The 16,387-nt window shown below is 60.2% G+C and carries 15 protein-coding genes; 10 read left to right on the forward strand and 5 right to left on the reverse strand.

Going from position 1 to position 16,387, the window contains the following annotated elements; all coding sequences use genetic code 11:
* Nucleotides 1-112: 112 nt before the first annotated feature.
* The 9 genes from AYM40_RS32700 to AYM40_RS32735 all read left to right on the forward strand — a co-directional run bounded on the left by AYM40_RS32700 (nt 113) and on the right by AYM40_RS32735 (nt 8,875).
* The gene (locus AYM40_RS32700; RefSeq protein WP_063500115.1) at nt 113-1,042 is read left to right on the forward strand and encodes a LysR substrate-binding domain-containing protein; all 930 of its coding nucleotides are present in this window, start codon (nt 113-115) and stop codon (nt 1,040-1,042) included.
* 269 nt (nt 1,043-1,311) lie between these two features.
* Nucleotides 1,312-1,935 (forward strand): 3-isopropylmalate dehydratase small subunit, encoded by a 624-nt coding sequence (gene leuD / locus AYM40_RS32705; protein ID WP_063500857.1) that lies wholly within the window; start codon nt 1,312-1,314, stop codon nt 1,933-1,935.
* 44 nt (nt 1,936-1,979) lie between these two features.
* Nucleotides 1,980-3,200, forward strand: a complete 1,221-nt coding sequence (locus AYM40_RS32710) for a CaiB/BaiF CoA transferase family protein (protein ID WP_420488494.1) — start codon at nt 1,980-1,982, stop codon at nt 3,198-3,200.
* Nucleotides 3,197-4,213 (forward strand): hydroxymethylglutaryl-CoA lyase, encoded by a 1,017-nt coding sequence (locus tag AYM40_RS32715; RefSeq protein ID WP_063500116.1) that lies wholly within the window; start codon nt 3,197-3,199, stop codon nt 4,211-4,213. Before AYM40_RS32710 ends, AYM40_RS32715 begins: the two co-directional genes overlap by 4 nt.
* A gap of 218 nt (nt 4,214-4,431) precedes the next feature.
* Entirely contained in the window at nt 4,432-4,692 is a 261-nt protein-coding gene (locus AYM40_RS39445) for a hypothetical protein (RefSeq protein ID WP_082855429.1), read from the forward strand.
* A 736-nt stretch (nt 4,693-5,428) separates the two neighbouring features.
* On the forward strand, nt 5,429-6,382 hold the full coding sequence (locus AYM40_RS32720; protein ID WP_063500117.1) for a carbon-nitrogen hydrolase family protein: 954 nt from the start codon (nt 5,429-5,431) through the stop codon (nt 6,380-6,382).
* 415 nt (nt 6,383-6,797) lie between these two features.
* Nucleotides 6,798-7,262: a hypothetical protein gene (locus AYM40_RS32725; protein ID WP_063500859.1), complete on the forward strand. Its 465-nt coding sequence runs from the start codon at nt 6,798-6,800 to the stop codon at nt 7,260-7,262.
* 112 nt (nt 7,263-7,374) lie between these two features.
* Entirely contained in the window at nt 7,375-7,758 is a 384-nt protein-coding gene (locus AYM40_RS32730; RefSeq protein WP_063500118.1) for a VOC family protein, read from the forward strand.
* 676 nt (nt 7,759-8,434) lie between these two features.
* Complete coding sequence (locus AYM40_RS32735; RefSeq protein ID WP_063500119.1) at nt 8,435-8,875, forward strand: hypothetical protein; 441 nt, start codon at nt 8,435-8,437, stop codon at nt 8,873-8,875.
* 126 nt (nt 8,876-9,001) lie between these two features.
* Here AYM40_RS32735 and AYM40_RS32740 read toward each other — a convergent pair whose 3' ends face one another.
* From AYM40_RS32740 to AYM40_RS32750, 3 genes are all read right to left on the reverse strand, one after another.
* Nucleotides 9,002-9,187 carry a hypothetical protein gene (locus tag AYM40_RS32740; protein WP_148662375.1) on the reverse strand — a complete coding sequence of 62 codons (186 nt, stop codon included), beginning with the start codon at nt 9,185-9,187 and terminating at the stop codon, nt 9,002-9,004.
* A 240-nt stretch (nt 9,188-9,427) separates the two neighbouring features.
* Nucleotides 9,428-10,300 carry a manganese catalase family protein gene (locus AYM40_RS32745; protein WP_063500121.1) on the reverse strand — a complete coding sequence of 291 codons (873 nt, stop codon included), beginning with the start codon at nt 10,298-10,300 and terminating at the stop codon, nt 9,428-9,430.
* Between the two features lie 417 nt (nt 10,301-10,717).
* The gene (locus tag AYM40_RS32750; protein ID WP_063500122.1) at nt 10,718-11,839 is read right to left on the reverse strand and encodes a sensor histidine kinase; all 1,122 of its coding nucleotides are present in this window, start codon (nt 11,837-11,839) and stop codon (nt 10,718-10,720) included.
* A gap of 131 nt (nt 11,840-11,970) precedes the next feature.
* On the opposite strand from AYM40_RS32750, the gene AYM40_RS32755 reads away from it, so the two are divergent.
* On the forward strand, nt 11,971-12,390 hold the full coding sequence (locus AYM40_RS32755) for a response regulator (protein ID WP_063500123.1): 420 nt from the start codon (nt 11,971-11,973) through the stop codon (nt 12,388-12,390).
* A gap of 151 nt (nt 12,391-12,541) precedes the next feature.
* On the opposite strand, the gene AYM40_RS32760 is transcribed toward AYM40_RS32755, so the two are convergent.
* Both AYM40_RS32760 and AYM40_RS32765 read right to left on the reverse strand, forming a co-directional pair.
* Nucleotides 12,542-13,696, reverse strand: coding sequence for an epoxide hydrolase family protein (locus AYM40_RS32760; RefSeq protein ID WP_063500124.1), 1,155 nt, complete (start codon nt 13,694-13,696; stop codon nt 12,542-12,544).
* A gap of 536 nt (nt 13,697-14,232) precedes the next feature.
* Nucleotides 14,233-16,197 carry an alkaline phosphatase family protein gene (locus AYM40_RS32765; RefSeq protein WP_082855430.1) on the reverse strand — a complete coding sequence of 655 codons (1,965 nt, stop codon included), beginning with the start codon at nt 16,195-16,197 and terminating at the stop codon, nt 14,233-14,235.
* Between the last annotated feature and the right edge of the window lie 190 nt (nt 16,198-16,387).

Here is a 16,387-nt window from a genome sequence, read left to right on the forward strand (position 1 = left end):
TGCGCGCTACACTGCCGGGCGCACATGTGTCCGGCAGTGGCGAATACTCGCGGCGCCGTGATTACGGCCGTGCCCCATAATGGAGCGCTGACAGCGGCCAGAACATCCGAGCATGAACCTTCATCGTCTCGATCTCGTCTCACTTTCGCTTTTCGCACTCATTGTCCGAAGCGGCAGCATCAGCAAGGGCGCCGAACTCGCCCACCTCGCGATCGGCGCCGCAAGCAAGCGAATCGCGGACCTCGAATCCACAATCGGCGCCGAGCTATTCGAACGCCACTCCCGCGGCATTACGCTCACCGCGGCGGGCGAGGCGCTCAAGCTTCACGCGCAGCGTATTCTGAACGACGTCGACCTGATGACGGCCGATATGTCGGACTATGCGGCCGGCGTCGTGGGCGTCGTTCGGCTGTGGGCCAACACGTCGGCGGTGACGCAGTTCCTGCCGTCAGGGATCGCGGAATTCAATTCCAGCAATCCGCAAATCCGCATCGAGCTGGAAGAGCAGGATAGCGAGCAGGTCGCACTGGCGGTGGTGGACGGCGTTGCAGATTTCGGCATCATGGCCGACCAGATGCCGACGTTCGGCCTTCAGACCATGCCCTATCGCCACGACCATCTGGTCCTGGTCGTCCCCAGCGGCCATCCGCTGACCCAGCGCGAGTCGGTCTCGTTCATCGACGCGCTGGAGTTCGACTTCGTCAACCTGTCGCGCAATACCTCGCTCGCCAAACGCCTTCAGGCCGCCACCGCCTTTTCGGGCGGACAGCTGAAACTGCGCATTCAGGTCCGCAGCTTCGATGCGATGTGCCTGATGGTTGCCGCGGGACTCGGCATCGCCGTGCTGCCCGATGAGGCGGCAGGTCCGCACCTGAGGTCGATGGGCTTGCACAAGATCGGCCTGTCGGAAGACTGGGCCCACCGCGAACTGCTCATCTGCGCTCGCGATCTGAAAGCACTGCGCAAACCGGCGCGGCTGCTCGTCGACCATCTGACCCGCGCGGCGCCGGAAACGGCCCAGGCCCCGACCACGACCCGCTGACGCAAAGCGCGCTTTCGCGTCCCGCGAAAGCTGGGTTCCACACTGTTGCATTCCGCCCACGGGATCGCGCGCGGAAAATGACTCTCCATAGACAGCAGCCTTGCCGGCCGTGACTGGCCGGCCAGGCAAGCATTCTTTCATATGAATGGATGGAGACACCCCCTCATGCAGCCCGCGAGTACGCCCCGTACGTTGTTCGACAAGCTGTGGCAAAGCCACGTCGTGGCTCGCTCGACAAGGTCTTCATCGGCTCGTGCACGAACGCGCGCATTGAAGACCTGCTCGTGGTGCCGCTCGACCGCGCGAACGTCGACACCGATGCAATCATCCCCAAGCAGTTCATGAAATCGGTGAAGCGCACCGGATTCGGCGTCAACCTGTTCGATGAATGGCGCTACCTGGACCACGGCGAGCCCGGGCAGGACGTATCGAGCCGCCAGCCCAACCCGGACTTCCCGCTCAACCAGGCACGCTTCGCGGGCGCCCGGATTCTGCTCACGCGCGACAACTTCGGCTGCGGATCGAGCCGCGAACACGCGGCATGGGCTTTGTCGGACTTCGGCATTCGCGCGCTGATCGCACCGAGCTTCGCCGACATCTTCTACGGCAACTGCTTCAAGAATGGCCTGCTGCCGATCAGGCTCGACGAGCGCGTTGTCCAGGACCTGTTCGACCTCGTCGCCCGCCCGTCCGGTTTGCGACTCGAGATCGATCTGGAGGCGCAAACCATCCGGCCCGTAGGCGGCGACGCGCTCCCGTTCGGGATCGAACCGGAACGCAAGCGCCGCCTGCTCAAAGGGTTGGACGACGTCGCGCTGACGCTCGGCCAGGCCGACCTGATTCGCGAGTACGAGCGCGTGCGTCGCGCTCGGGAGCCTTGGCTCTTCAACTAAGTCAACGCGCCTTTGGACACCGACCGCACGCTCAGGAGTTTTTCATGATGAACGGCCACGCTTCTTTTCCGAGTACGCCCGCAGCGCTTAAAGGCGTGCGCGTGATCGAGATGGGTCAACTGATTGCCGGCCCTTTCGCCGGCAAGACGCTCGGCGAATTCGGCGCCGAGGTCATCAAGATCGAGCCGCCGGGCGCCGGCGATCCGCTGCGCAACTGGCGTCTGATGAAGGACGGCACGTCCGTCTGGTGGCAGGTGCAGTCGCGCAACAAGCGCTCGCTGGCGCTCGATCTGCGCAGTGCCGAAGGCCAGAACATCGCGCGCCAGCTGATCGCCGAGGCCGACGTCCTCATCGAAAACTTCCGGCCAGGCACACTCGAAGGCTGGGGCATGGGCTACGAGCAACTGGCCGAGCTGAACCCCCGGCTCATCATGCTGCGTATCTCGGGGTACGGCCAGACGGGACCCTACCGCGATTTGCCGGGATTCGGCTCGATCGGCGAGGCGATGGGCGGCTTGCGTCATCTGACCGGGGATCCCGGCTGCGTACCTGTGCGCTGCGGCATCTCGATCGGCGATACGCTCGCTGCGCTGCACGGCGTGATCGGCGTGCTCACCGCGCTCTATCACCGCGACGCGAACGGCGGCAAAGGGCAGGTCATCGACGTGGCGCTTCATGAAGCAGTCTTCAACGTGATGGAGAGCCTGATTCCCGAGTACAGCGTGTTCGGCGCGGTCCGTGAAGCCGCCGGCAGCGCGCTGCCCGGCATCGCACCATCCAATGCGTATCGATGTGCCGATGGTTATGTGCTTGTCGCCGGCAACGGCGACAGCATCTTCAGGCGCCTGATGACGGCGATCGGCCGCAGCGATCTGGCGGACGCCCCTGCGCTCGCGAACAACGCCGGGCGTGTTGCGCGCGTTGGCGAACTGGACCAGGCCATCGAAGCGTGGACCGCGCAACGTTCGACCGAAGACGTGCTGGCCACGCTGACCGAGGCGCGCGTGCCCGTTGGCAAGATCTATACGGCCCGCGATATCGCCGAGGACCCGCACTACCGCGCACGCGACATGATCTTGCGGCAGACCACGCGCGACGGCTATGACGTCGACGTGCCGGGCATTGTGCCCAAACTGATGGGCACGCCGGGCTCCGTGCGCTCGTCGGCGCCGAAGCTTGGTGACGACACCCATGACATCTTGCGTGAGATCGGGCTCTCCGAAAGCCGGATTGCCGAGTTGCGTGACAAAGGAGCAATCGCATGAACATCTGGAACGGACAACACCGGCGCATTTACATGCAGGAAGTCGGCACGCGCGACGGCTTCCAGGCGGAAGGCACGTTCGTCGAGACGCGCGACAAGATTGCGCTGATCGACGCGCTTTCCGAAACAGGCATGGCGAAAATCGAGGTGACGGCTTTCGTGTCGCCGCAAGCGATTCCCGCGTTACGCGACGCCGAAATCGTGCTGCGTGAAATCGAGCGCAAGCCGGGCGTCGTCTATACGGCACTCGTGCCGAACATGCGTGGCGCCGAACGCGCAATCGAGGCGCGCGCGGACGAGTTGAATCTCGTGATGTCCGCGACCGAGAGCCACAACCTGTCCAATCTGCGGATGACGCGCGAGCAATCGTTCAATGGGCTGAGGCAGGTTGCCGCCAGCGCGCGCGATGTGGGACTCCCGGTCAACATCTCGCTGTCGTGCGCATTCGGATGCCCGATGGAGGGCGATGTGCCGACAGACACCGTGATCGAGTGGACGCAACGCTTCGTCGAAGAGATCGGCGCGCGCGGCGTCACGCTATGCGACACGACCGGCATGGCCTTTCCGCAGCAGGTCGCCGCGCTGACGGCGCGATGCATCGAGCGCTGGCCGCAGACCGAGTTCACGCTGCACTTTCACAATACGCGTGGCATGGGTCTCGCCAACGTGCTCGCCGCGATCGATGCGGGCGCCGACCGCTTTGACGCGTCGCTGGGCGGTATCGGTGGTTGTCCCTATGCGCCGGGCGCCAGCGGCAACGTCTGCAGCGAGGAGATCGTGCATGCGCTCGAACTGATGGGCTACGACACAGGCGTCGATCTGGGCGCGCTCATCGACGCGTCAAAACGCTTGCCGGCGCTGATCGGCCACGATACGCCGAGCCAGATCGTGAAGGCGGGGCGGCGGCTCGACCTGCATCCGCTCCCGGCCGACTTTGCCGCGATCCGCGAGCCCGCCCCTTTACGCTCAAGCAACTGTTCACCGAGCGCGAAGCGCTTCGCCGCACGCTGCTAACGACGGTGCTTTCGATTGTCGCGACGACTGGGTGGTGGTGAGACTCGGGAAACCAATGACGGTGGTCGTCGCAGACTATTTTCGATGAGCAACTTTGTGCGGAAATTGGCAACAGTGAATTCTGCCGGTTGCGCTCGTTACTGAGCGAGTGCAGATCTACACTGCACGTACCGGGTACGTACAAGACTGTACGCGGGACACCTCCTGGAGAAAAAACCATGAAAGTTGCTCAATTTATCGTCGCCGCCGCTATCGCAATTCCCGCTGTGTCCTCGTTTGCACAGTCGACGCCTCCGTCAATGAACGACGCTGTGAGGGCGCAAATAGCGCAAGAACAGATGACATATCGATACACGGATCCCGCTGATCAAACGCAAGCTGCGATAAATGATGTTAAGCGGACCTGGGTGCCACCACGCCAGATAGCTGAAGTGAATATGGGGCGTTATTCGCTTTCCGTAGTCCGTCCGTCTTTTTGATACTTTCAATCGTAATCGAGATCTCGTTGTCTTGATCGAACTTGAGGATCACGACAGCAAGGTTTCCGACTGTCGCACGATGCATTCGAGTGTCGTGAGCGGGAAGGTCGACGCATGAGGCAACGGTGTTCAGCAGGTTCGGCGGTAAGTCATAACTTCAGGAAGCAACAGACCAGCGATTGTGTCAGGCTGCCTGCCGGCTCGATACACTGACGCACAAAGCATTGTCCGACGAAGCTCAGCCACTAAGCGGAAGTTCGCAATCACGAACCCTCTTCGGTGCCACTTACGCTTCATCGACACGCGGTCGTCGAATGAATCGAGGTATACGCGGGACCGGGTGCGTTAAGGGTTGTTCGATGCCTGCCAACACGCGCAGAGGCACCGTCACATTCCTGTGGCCGATGGCAGGCATCGAATAACCCTTAACGGGTGGAGTCTCATGGGACCGGCGTAACCCGACTCGAAACGGCCGTCTGGCCATCCCGGACGCGGCCGTTTGAGGGCTGCCGTTGCCGCCTATATCCAGACAGGAGGCTTGCCTGCTAGCAGGCCTATACTGGTAGCGGCTTGCAATCCACCGTGGCCGTGCTCGCAATCAACGAATTTTCCACCTCAAATTAGTTGCGACTGACGGACTCCGCCGGCTCACATGAGTTACGCGACTGGGCTTGCAATGAGCGGGCAAGCCGGAGCGTTCCCGATAGCAAGCCCTTACATTTAGCGGAGAATTCTGATGCAACAGAAATTACGTGCTGCGGTTGTGCAATCGGGATCCGTCGTCTTCGATGCGGACAGAACCATCGATAAAGTCGCGACGTTCACCGCAGACGCCGCGCGACAAGGAACTCAACTTATCGTATTTCCCGAAGCATTCGTCTCAGCTTATCCAAAGGGACTCGATTTCGGCTCGACAATTGGTGGAAGGACCGCTGCCGGACGCGAGGACTATCGTCGTTACTATGACAGCGCGGTAGAAGTGCCAAGTCCCGGCACCCGCCGGTTGGGCGAGGTTGCCGCCGACCACAAGCAATACATCGTGATCGGCGTAATCGAGCGGGACCACGGCACGTTGTATTGCACTGCGTTGTTTTATGGTCCGGACGGTACGATGCTCGGCAAGCATCGCAAGCTGATGCCGACCGCCGGCGAGAGGCTGATCTGGGGCTATGGCGATGGGTCGACCCTCCCGGTTTTCGACACGCCGTTCGGCAGGCTTGGCGCAGTCATTTGCTGGGAAAACTACATGCCATTATTGCGTATGGCGATGTACGCCAAGGGTGTTCAGATTTACTGCGCCCCCACCGCTGACAGCCGGCCGACATGGGCTTCCTCCATGCAGCATGTTGCCTTGGAGGGTCGTTGCTTTGTATTGTCAGCCTGCCAGCACCTGCGCCGATCGGATTGCCCAACCGACTATGCCGCAATCCAGGGTAACGATCCGTCCACTGTGCTGATGAGCGGTGGAAGCTGCATCGTCAGCCCGCTTGGCGAGCTCATTGCCGGCCCAATCTTTGAGCAGGATGCATTGCTCGTGGCCGATCTTGACCTCAACGACCTTGCCCGGGCGAAATATGACTTTGACGTCGCGGGTCACTACTCGCGTCCGGACATCTTCCGTTTGCATGTCAACGAAGCGGCGACGCCTCCCGTCGTGTTTGAGACAAATGGATTCGGCAGCGGCTTCTGAAGGTCAGCGCGGGAGCCGCCATTTGCAATGTGATGCGACAGAATGCCGGCCGGGAACCGCGCAACTAATTTAGCCCTCGGCCTAATCGGCCATCAAAGTCTGAGCTCGCGCACACATCGGTTCGAAATGAAGCTGGCTCGCCTGACGAATCGCTGGTCGCCGTCGCTTCGGCATGTTCCGATGCAATATCCGCGGCACCACTCCACGTTGGCGCTCACCATTGCATGGTTTCCTGACGCAGGCCACTTCAGTTCATATTGCCGCCGTGTCGAGGCCCTGGAACATCGCAGCGGTCAGTCTGGACCACCGGCACGTGAAGTTGTATCGTTTGAAGAGGGGAGCGGAAACGTCTGCTGAAATTCCGCGCTGGAACGGCAAGATTTCTTTTCATCACATTGCGAGGCCAAGGGATTTGATGGCACGCACACTGACAGTCGGACGGCGGATTCTTTGGGTGCTCGTACTCTGCATTGCCGCGACATGTCTGGCAACTGGCGCAGCGCTGCTGTTCGAGTTGTCGGTCGTCAGCCGCGCGGTGAGCGATTTCAGCCAGGACGAGACACGGGAACGGGCGCGCATCGCCCATGGTGGGCAGGTTACGCTCGATGAGCGCCTAAATCCGGCCTACCTGAAACGCTACGATCTGGACCCGGGCCAATACACCGACAGTCAGGGCCATTTTTCACCAACGGGCGCCGACTGGCAGCGATGGAGGCTTCGAACCAAAGCGGCCGCGACGGTGATGTGGCTCGGCCACGATCCGCCAGGCACATGGTGGACGCTACGACAGATCAAATGTGTCGATCGCTTTCCCGAAGCCCACGCCGATAGCGAGCCGATCGTCGACATTGCCGATGCATGCATCGGTCAGCCGCACTAATTGGCGCAATGTTCAGCGGTTGCGCGAGGGCGGGCGTGCCGGTTGGGCGATGATGCCGGCCGGCACCGTGAGCAGGCACTGTCACGCAAGCGGCGAAAGGAGAGTAGCGAACATGAGCATCACGCTTAATCACACTATCGTGTACGCGCGGAACAGGGATGCATCGGCGGGATTTCTCGCAGAAATACTCGGACTTCCCGAGCCGAAGCCATTCGGGCCGTTCCTTGCCGTGCAACTGGAAAACGGCGTCACGCTGGACTTCTACAGTGATGATCATCAAACGCGGCCGGAACACTATGCGTTTCTGGTGAGCGAGACGGAGTTCGATTGCATTCTTGCGCGAATACAGAGCCGCGGATTGCCCTACTGGGCGGATCCCTTTCACCGCCGGCAGGGCGAGATCAATACGAATGATGGCGGTCGAGGCACGTATTTCGAAGATCCGAGCGGCCACAATCTCGAGATCATCACGCAGCCGTACGGCAGCGGCGCATAAGGAATCCAGTCGGCTTCCGGTCCGGACCGGGAAAGCGTGTTTGGCAGTATTGGCCTGCGGAGAAGCCGAAGGATTTCTCGGCATTCGCGCGCTGGTCGCCGATCGCACGTTGATCGAGCCCTAGTGTTCTCGCGACAGTCAGCACGCGCCCCGTTACGGACAGATGCACTGCCCGACAGCGGCCATTCGATGTCGAAATTTCTGCGGTGGCTAGAAGTGGCATTAAGCGTCACTCGTAGCAGTTCTGAAGGATTACAACGCTCGGTTCATAGGCTAGAAAAATATGCCCGATTGCTAGCCGCGGCGGACTCAAGCGCTTGCAGTAGCGCCCAAGCGGTTTGTCGGTATGACCGGTTCCATCGTCAAGATATTGAGCTACTGCAAGAAATTACGCAGCGAGTATTCGAAACTTTCTTTGTCACATATGGTTCCCATTCGCAAGATCGCCGCCTCTCAGTTTGATCAAAATTGCATCTGACGATGCCTGATTGTCGGCGATCCAGGCACCGATGTCGATCGGCCGACTGCAGCCTGACACCAATGGTGCCGAAAGCGTTTCACTAAAAAACTATCGGATCATTTTGTTACACCTCTTACCGAGGTCCGAATGACGAGTTACAAAAACCTTTCGGAGGGCGGTTATACTCAGCGCCGTCCCAAAAACTAAAGACCTTTTATGTCGAAGAGAATCTTCCAGATTGTTGCCATTGCAGCGCTCAGCACAGCAGCGTCGTTACCGGCGGTGGCCGGTGATATGAACAATGCCCTTGGCGGTGCGCTCGGCGGCGTAGCCGGCGCTGCCTTGGGTGGCGCAGTAGGCGGCAGCACGGGTTCCGTCATTGGCGGTGCAGTCGGCGGCGGCGCCGGCGGTGCAGTCACGTCAAACCGCAGGGAACGCACGGGCGCCATCATCGGTGGGGCGCTCGGGGGCGGTGCCGGTACAGCGGCAGGCAATGCGATGGGCGGCCGCACGGGCGGCCTCGTCGGCGCGGCCCTGGGTGGCGGCGCGGGTTCAGCGCTTGGCGGTAACATGTCGCGGTCCAATTCGTACGCGGACGACTATGCCCGCGGCTACCGACCGGACAAGCGCCATCACAAACATCGCCACTATGACTGAACGTTGAGCAAAAACGGCGTGGTTCAATCAAAGGTTAAGCCCGAAACGCCGAATACCTTTCGCAGCGCTGCACGAGCGATTCTCATGTGAGCCAGAACCGGCGCTTGATGAGCCACGCCAGCCTCTTCAATCGCCATAGCGGCGCCAGACTCCGACCGCAGCGAAGGACTCCGCGAATCCCTCCATCGCGCCTTGTCTGACGCCCGCCCGCACCACTTCGTACAGACAGTCGTATAGACGAAAACCTGGCATCGAACCACCCTTGGCGATGGTTGCCAGACAGGTCGTGTCGAAGCGGACATTCGCCATCACGCGCAGTGGTGGTAACTCGCATGTCTTTTGCCCGGCCAGGAAGCAACCGAACTCGTCGGCGCACCAGCTGCATCCGCAGCCCATCGAGTCCCGCGCTCAACGAATGGCCGTTTGCGAGCGAAGCTTAAGACAGGAGTCGACCCAAAGCAGCCCTTTGACTGTTTCGAAAGAGACATTCACGACAGGCCGCTACGCGCCCGATGCGCGGCCATTCTGACAGCCGCGCATCTGCCAACAGGGTCAGGCGGCCTGCCCCGCGCCAAGGTCAGCACCTGTCGTCGGATCGGACTTTGCATCCGAGGCCGTTCTCGATGCCATTGCCTGAAGCACCTTCACATCCCCCTTCGATACATTTACCGTGGCGCTCCCGTCTCCGCCATCCACCGCCGGCTCCGGAGAGTCAACGAACTGCCAGTCCGGACCTTCGTTCCATGGCCCGCGCGTCACATCATCACCTTGCGACATTTTGTAGTACACGCTGGTGTATTCCGGCACGCCGGGAAGCTTGCCCTGCGGAAAGTTTGGCTGAATCGAATGTAACGCTTTCTCGAACGATTTCTGGTGAGCGATTTCTCGCGTCATCAGAAACCCGAGCGTTTCCTTGATACCCGGGTCATCTGTGACGTTGATGAGCCGTTCATAGACAATCTTCGCGCGAGCCTCGGCGGCGATATTCGAACGCAGATCGGCCGTCGGATCGCCAATCGTGTCGACATACGCGGCGCACCACGGCACACCGGCCGAATTCGTCAAGGCCGGGCCACCTCCGTAGAGTAAAGCCGTGGTGTGCGAGTCGTTTCCCCCACCAGTCATCGAACGGTACAACTCTGCCTCGGCTTCAACGGCTTCGGCCAACTGGCCCTTCGCGCTTTTGTTCAGCATCGCGACGATCGAGCCGACAATTTCCAGATGACTCAATTCTTCGGTCGCGATATCGAACAACAGATCCTTGCGGCCAGGATCATCCTCGCCAACGGCCTGGGTAAAGTATCTGCAGGCGGCGCCGAGTTCTCCTTGGGGACCACCAAATTGCTCGAGCAGCAGATTCGCAAGACCTGGGTTCGGCGCCGCGACGCGCACGGTGTATTGAAGGCGTTTGTTGTGAATGAACATGAGACTTCTCCGGTGATTGGCCGCAGCAATCCCGCACGGGCACAGACGGGGACCATTAATGTCCCTGTACCCGTGCAGAGTCGCACATGACCATCGATCAATCCGGACAGCGGGCCAACCACATGGTCGTCCGCACCCAACAGTGGGCGCCCGGGTCTCAGAGCGAGCGCCCTGGCGGATGCGCTGCGAGAATGCCGCGCATGGCAACGCGTTGCCGATTCTGATGCAGCATGCACCGTGCCCATCGAGAAAATTCCGCCGTCTGACCTGCCATGCCGGCTTGCACCATGGCTCCACGGGAAAATTGGCGGGTGGCGCTGAACTCCAGGTGAATTCGATTAACCGATCCGTGCGTCGGTGGAAAGCCGCTATTTACGTGGACTACCTTCTGCCCTTGTGTAGCGGCAGGAGGAGACGCTATTCGCCGCGTGGCAGTCGTACGGCAAACACGGTTTCGTCATTTTCAGAGCGAACTTCGATCTCGCCTCCGTGAGCCTTCGCGATTTCGCGCACGATGTACAGTCCGAGGCCGAGGTGACTGTCATCGTTGTATCCTTCACTTTGATCCACACCGCGCCTCAAAGGCTCAAAAAGCTGCTCCATAGCTGCCGGCCCAATCGTAGCGCCGCTATTCAAGACAGCGATATGAATATCGGCCTCCTTACCGGTCACAATGACCCGCACCGGTGTAGTCGATGCCCCGTACTTGACGGCATTCAGAACGAGATTTCCGAGCAATTGCTGCAAACGTGGGCCGTCCCAGACACCGTCACATTTCCCCTGTATCGTCAGATCCAGCTGGCGATCAGGATGTATCGCGCGAAGCTGGTCCAGTTCGTCGCGAAATACGGCAGCCAGGTCCACATGGGTCGGAACTATATTGATGCCAAGACCGAGCTTCGTCCGGTTGAAATCGCTGAGATCGTCGAGAAGAGACTGCATGCGGGCGCCGCTTCGGATCAGGCGACTCGCAGCACCCGTCACTCTCTCTCCGGCATTCAACCCGACGAGATACGATGCGGTCATCTGAATGGTCTGGAGCGGGCTGCGCATATCGTGCCCGAGCATTCCGAGAAACAGGTTGCGAGCCTGGTCCACTTGCTTGCTGAAAAGGCCGACTGATTCAGCCAGTGCCTGGTCGATGGCTTCGTTGAACCGGATGACATCGTCCAATTCCAGTTCGTTGCTCGGGCAGTGGTCCATCCATAGCCGAAGGACACTGGCGCGGAGCGCTCGGTATTCCGCTGTCAATTGCTTGATGTCGAAACCGCTGCGTGCCCGCAGGATCGCGTGTGTTTGTGCCGCGGTTTCTGGAGCGTCGACTATTACTGGCGCGCGTCCTTGTGATTTTTCGACTTGTGCGTTTCTTGTCTGGGCGGCGGACAGATCCTTCGCGATCGCCTCCAGGATCTGTTGCGCATGGTCGCGTAAAGCGGGCGATTTCAGATTTGCGGCAGCCGGCAACAGCGTGCACGCGAATGCCTCCCATTGCGAGAGGATCGCTTCCATGTTCCGCAAAAGGAAGTCGGCCAGTCGCATGCGCGCCTCGAATAGTGGCAATGAGCCGTGAATTGAACGTCTATACCGGACCCATACTACGCGGAAATCTTACGAATGACCGCCTCGGGTCTGCCAATTGCGTCCCGGCAGGCACAGTCGGGAGAAACGCAATGTTCCCAGGCCAAGCTCACCACTTACTTGTCGCAGATTATGACCCTGGCTTGCTCGCCGCATACGTCCACTATTTCGAGATTCACGGCTACGAGGTTCGGGCCGCTCAAGACGGAGTCGATGCGCTGGCCGAGTACTGTCGGTGGCTTCCGGCATTCGTTATCCTCGACATTCAGATGCCTCGACTCGACGGTCGGAAAGTGGCTCGGGAGATCAGGCGCCGTAGCTGCAACCCCTCACCACTGCTTGTCGCGGTGTCCGGTTTGTCATCGCAGGTCGAAAGGGAGCTAAGCCTTCGGTCGGGTTTCGACCACCATTTTGCAAAACCTGCCCAACTGCCGGTCATTCTTGCCATGGTTGCCTCTCACTCGCGCATCAGCGACGCGAATATCGCCCTGGTTCATAGCCGTTGTGACTGACCGCTTTCGCGACGCAGGTCGATTGACCGCTTGTGGCCGACCGCGGTCCGATGACAAACCGCGGTCAACCTCGAACGACCTTCATCGTCTCGACCAGCGGACCATCGCGAAACGCAGATCGCGTCCGCTTAAGGTCGATTCTTCAACGAACTCAGTGCCGAAAGCGCCTGAAAAAGCTGCGAATGTCGGCCGCGAGGAGTTCAGGTTCTTCCATTGCCGCGAAATGGCCACCGCGCGGCATGTCGGTCCATTGCGCGATATTGAATACTCGTTCCAGCCATTCGCGTGGGGGGTGGTTAATCTCTTTCGGAAAGTGTGCAAAGCTCACCGGCGGCAATACCCGTTGTCCTGGGGTGAAACGCAGGGGTTGCAACCGGTTTTCCCAGTACATTTGAATTGCGGTACCAATGCTCTGGGTGTACCAGTAGAGCGACAGGTTGGTAAGCAACTCATCTTTCGAAAATCGCCCCTCGATAACCCCGTCGCAATCGCTCCAGGCGCGAAACTTCTCGCCGATCCACGCGGCCAGCCCGGCCGGCGAGTCGTTAAGCGACGCGGCCAGAGTTTGCGGCCTCGTGGCGTGCATATGCGCATAACCGCCCTCGAGCGCAGCCCACTCGCCTTTCTCTCGAAGGTAGTTTTGTTCTGGGATGGTAAGCGGCGAATCAGCGGCGTCAATTGCTGGTTCGTACGATGTCGGTAGAAAGTTTAGATGAATTCCATCGACTACCTGGGAGTGGCGCGAGGCAAGCACGACCGACACCCCCGCGCCCAGATCACCACCCTGAGCGCCAAATCGCTGGTAGCCAAGACCACGCATCAGCGACGCCCACAGATCGGCTACCTGAAACGCCGAAGTACCAGCGGCGGCAGGTGCCGGCGAAAATGCAAAGCCCGGCAGTGACGGAATAACGACGTCGAAGGCATCGTTCGGGTCCGCACCGAATGCAGCCGGGTCGCGCAAACGATCCGCCAGCTCACGAAATTCGAAGAACGATCCGGGCCACCCATGCGTGACGACCACCGGGTATGGCCGCGGTCCAACACCACGCTGATGAACGAAGTGCACACGCTGACCGTTCACGTTGGCCATAAACTGAGGCTGCTGGTTCAGACCGCGTTCCGCGGCCCTCCAATCAAAACTGTCGGCCCAGTACTTCACCAATTCGCGCAGCCATGTGGTGTCTGTGCCCTGTTGCCACGGCCCGGAAGGTGTCGCGGATGCCCACCGACTGTCGCGCAAACGCCGGCGCAAGTCGGCGATCTCAACATCGGACACGCAAATTTGAAATGGCTCGATATGCATGGCACCTCCTCTGGAAGGATGCAGTCGATTCTCCACGATCTAACCGACAGTGCCGAACGACCACGGTTGGCTGGGCTTTGTACGACGACGAAGTTCCGTAGACGGACCCTGAACCGCCGTTCCGACTTTTGCCATCGCAACATCGTTCCTCGAAGTCTAACGGCCATCCGTCCACGCCAGGTCGCGTGCCGCTTATTGGCAGTTGCAGACGTTCACTGAGGGCGCAGACGTGTCTTCGGCAATTGTCCGCTGACGAGAAGCCAGATGATCGTGGCCGCCCCGATGCGGGTGTCACTGTCGCCAGTTCAACTTCCTGTTGCCGTCTCATCCCTGCCATCGGTGGCATAAACAAATTCTATATGGCTCACCGTGCCGTGAGTGAGCACATTGCGCGGCCGATTGTAAGTTCTTTGTCTTCAGATTTCTTGCAACTCCGTCCAGCTTACTGCTTGAACCGCGACCACAATGTGTCCCCTGCGCGGTGAAACCCTCCAGATCGGCAGAGCCGGTTCGGCCCTGCCCGCCATGCCACGCCGTTACGGCGTGCGCGGAAACTCGAACGCGTCGAACAGATCACCGATTGCGGGCGAATTGACCGGCACATACGGATGCGTCTGCAGCTGGATCGGATTCGGCAGATTGTCGCGGCTTCTCTGCGTGATCGGCTTTAGATGCCAGTTGCGTTCGATGAACTTCAGGATCGACGCGTGATCCGAGTACTGATGCACGACACGGCCGCCGCGCGAGTATGCCGACACGACGATCATCGGAATGCGCGGGCCGTCGCCGAAGTAATCGAGCGGCTGGATGTAGCCTGAGTCGTAGTAGCCGCCGCCTTCGTCGGTCGTGACCAGGATCGCCGTCGAAGCCCACAGGCTCGGGTCGCGCTGTACCTTCTCGATCAGCTTGTGCACGAACGATTCAAAAAGCCCGAACTTCGACGACTCCGGGTGCCCGTCGAGCAGGCCGCCCGGCTTCACGAACGAAACCGCCGGCAGCGTGCCATTCGCAATGTCCGCGTACAGATCGGTCGTGTCCTGCAGATGCGCACTGACTAGCGCGGGGTTCGTCATGATCGCGGTTTCATACAGGAACGGGTTGCAGATATTGCAGTAGACACTCGTGGCCGGCGTCTTGACAAACGTATTCCAGCCTTCGCCGTAGTACTTCCACGAGATGCTCTTCTCGATCAGCGTATCGGCGATCGTGCGCACCGGCGACGGCGGGATCGTGAACGTATTTGTATTCACCGTGCCGTCCCCGTTGTAGCCGGGGTTGTAGTTGTTCAGCAGGTAATACGTGTTCGGCTCGCACTTCGCGTCCGGCTTGTACGGCAAGCGGTCCAGATAGTGGCGCAGCGTGCCGGCGCCGGGCTGATGACTGTCCGAGCAGTTGGTATACGTGCCGCCCGAATAGCCGTCCTGCGTGTAGTAGTTGTTGGTGCCCGGTTGCGGCAGCGGATTCTCGATCTGATCGGCGGGCGGTTTCGCGGCATTGCCGTTGCCGTCCGTGTAGTAGAGCGCGTCAGCCGTGCCGATCATGATGCTGTTCGCGCCCGTGCCGCCCATCACCGGCTGGTGATAGTTGTCGCTAATCGTGAATTGGCGCGCAAGATGCGTGAAGTACGGCATGTCGCCTGTATTCACGTTGTAATAGCCGAGCGCGGTTGCGCCTTCGCCGGTGGTCTCGTCGTTGAAATTCGCGGGCTGCGGCTTGCCGTTCGAACCGGCGCCAATCGAGGTCTCGACCCATGCGAACAGATCCATCTGGCAACCGCTCGGATTATCGAGCGTGGCGTGATCGAGGCTGCAATCGGCCTGTTGCCAATTCTGGTAGAAGCGGTGCACTGGGCTGTTGATGTACTGATCATAGTCGGGACCGACGCGCGAGATCTGGTACGGTCCGTTCGGCAGGTTATACGTGTTCGAGCCGAAGCGCGTATCGACGCTATGCTGCGGCACGCCGCTCGCCCCGGTAGTCAGGTGCACGACGTCCCAGGGCTCAATCATGGCGCCCTCGGCAGCCTGAGCCACTGTGAGTGTGGCGAACGGCGGCGGACTGGTATCGCTAGGCGTGCTCGCCGTACCGCCGGTATTCGGCGCCGGGAGCACCGTATAGGGCTGTTTGCCGCTTGGCGCCATATCGAAGCGCTTCGGGTCCGTGGCGCTGGCCGTGTATTGCGCGGCTAGCGCGAAGTTAGGTCCTGGGCGGCCGTCGGCCGTGATGATGCCCTTCGACAGCAGGTTCGCCACCGTCTGCCCCCGGCGCGGCGTGTAAGCGCCGAATACGTGATCGAACGTGCGGTTCTCGCCGACCACCACGATGACATGCTTGATCGGCGACGCGGTGTTCACCGCGGCTGCGGCGGCCTGCTGCTGGCTTTGCGCGACTGCCGGCCAGATAGCCGCGGCAAGCGCGAAGGCAGCGGCGCTGCAAAGCAGGCCTCCTCTAAATGCTGGGGTACTAATTACATTGGCAATTTTCTTCACGAACGCCTCCATGACGTTACCCGGATGAGCAAGCGGTAATGTGGCGTGTGGTAACAACGAGCAGCTCCCTGCGTGGAGACGCTGCCTCTCTCTTACAAAGCATTACGACGGAGAGAAGTTATAGGTTGGCAATGACGATATAGAGACAAAAAGAAGTCGATGGCGTGTGAATTTTCTAACGAATAACTTTCAATGCGATCCG

The sequence above is a fragment of the Paraburkholderia phytofirmans OLGA172 genome (assembly GCF_001634365.1).
In the GTDB taxonomy this organism is placed as follows: domain Bacteria; phylum Pseudomonadota; class Gammaproteobacteria; order Burkholderiales; family Burkholderiaceae; genus Paraburkholderia.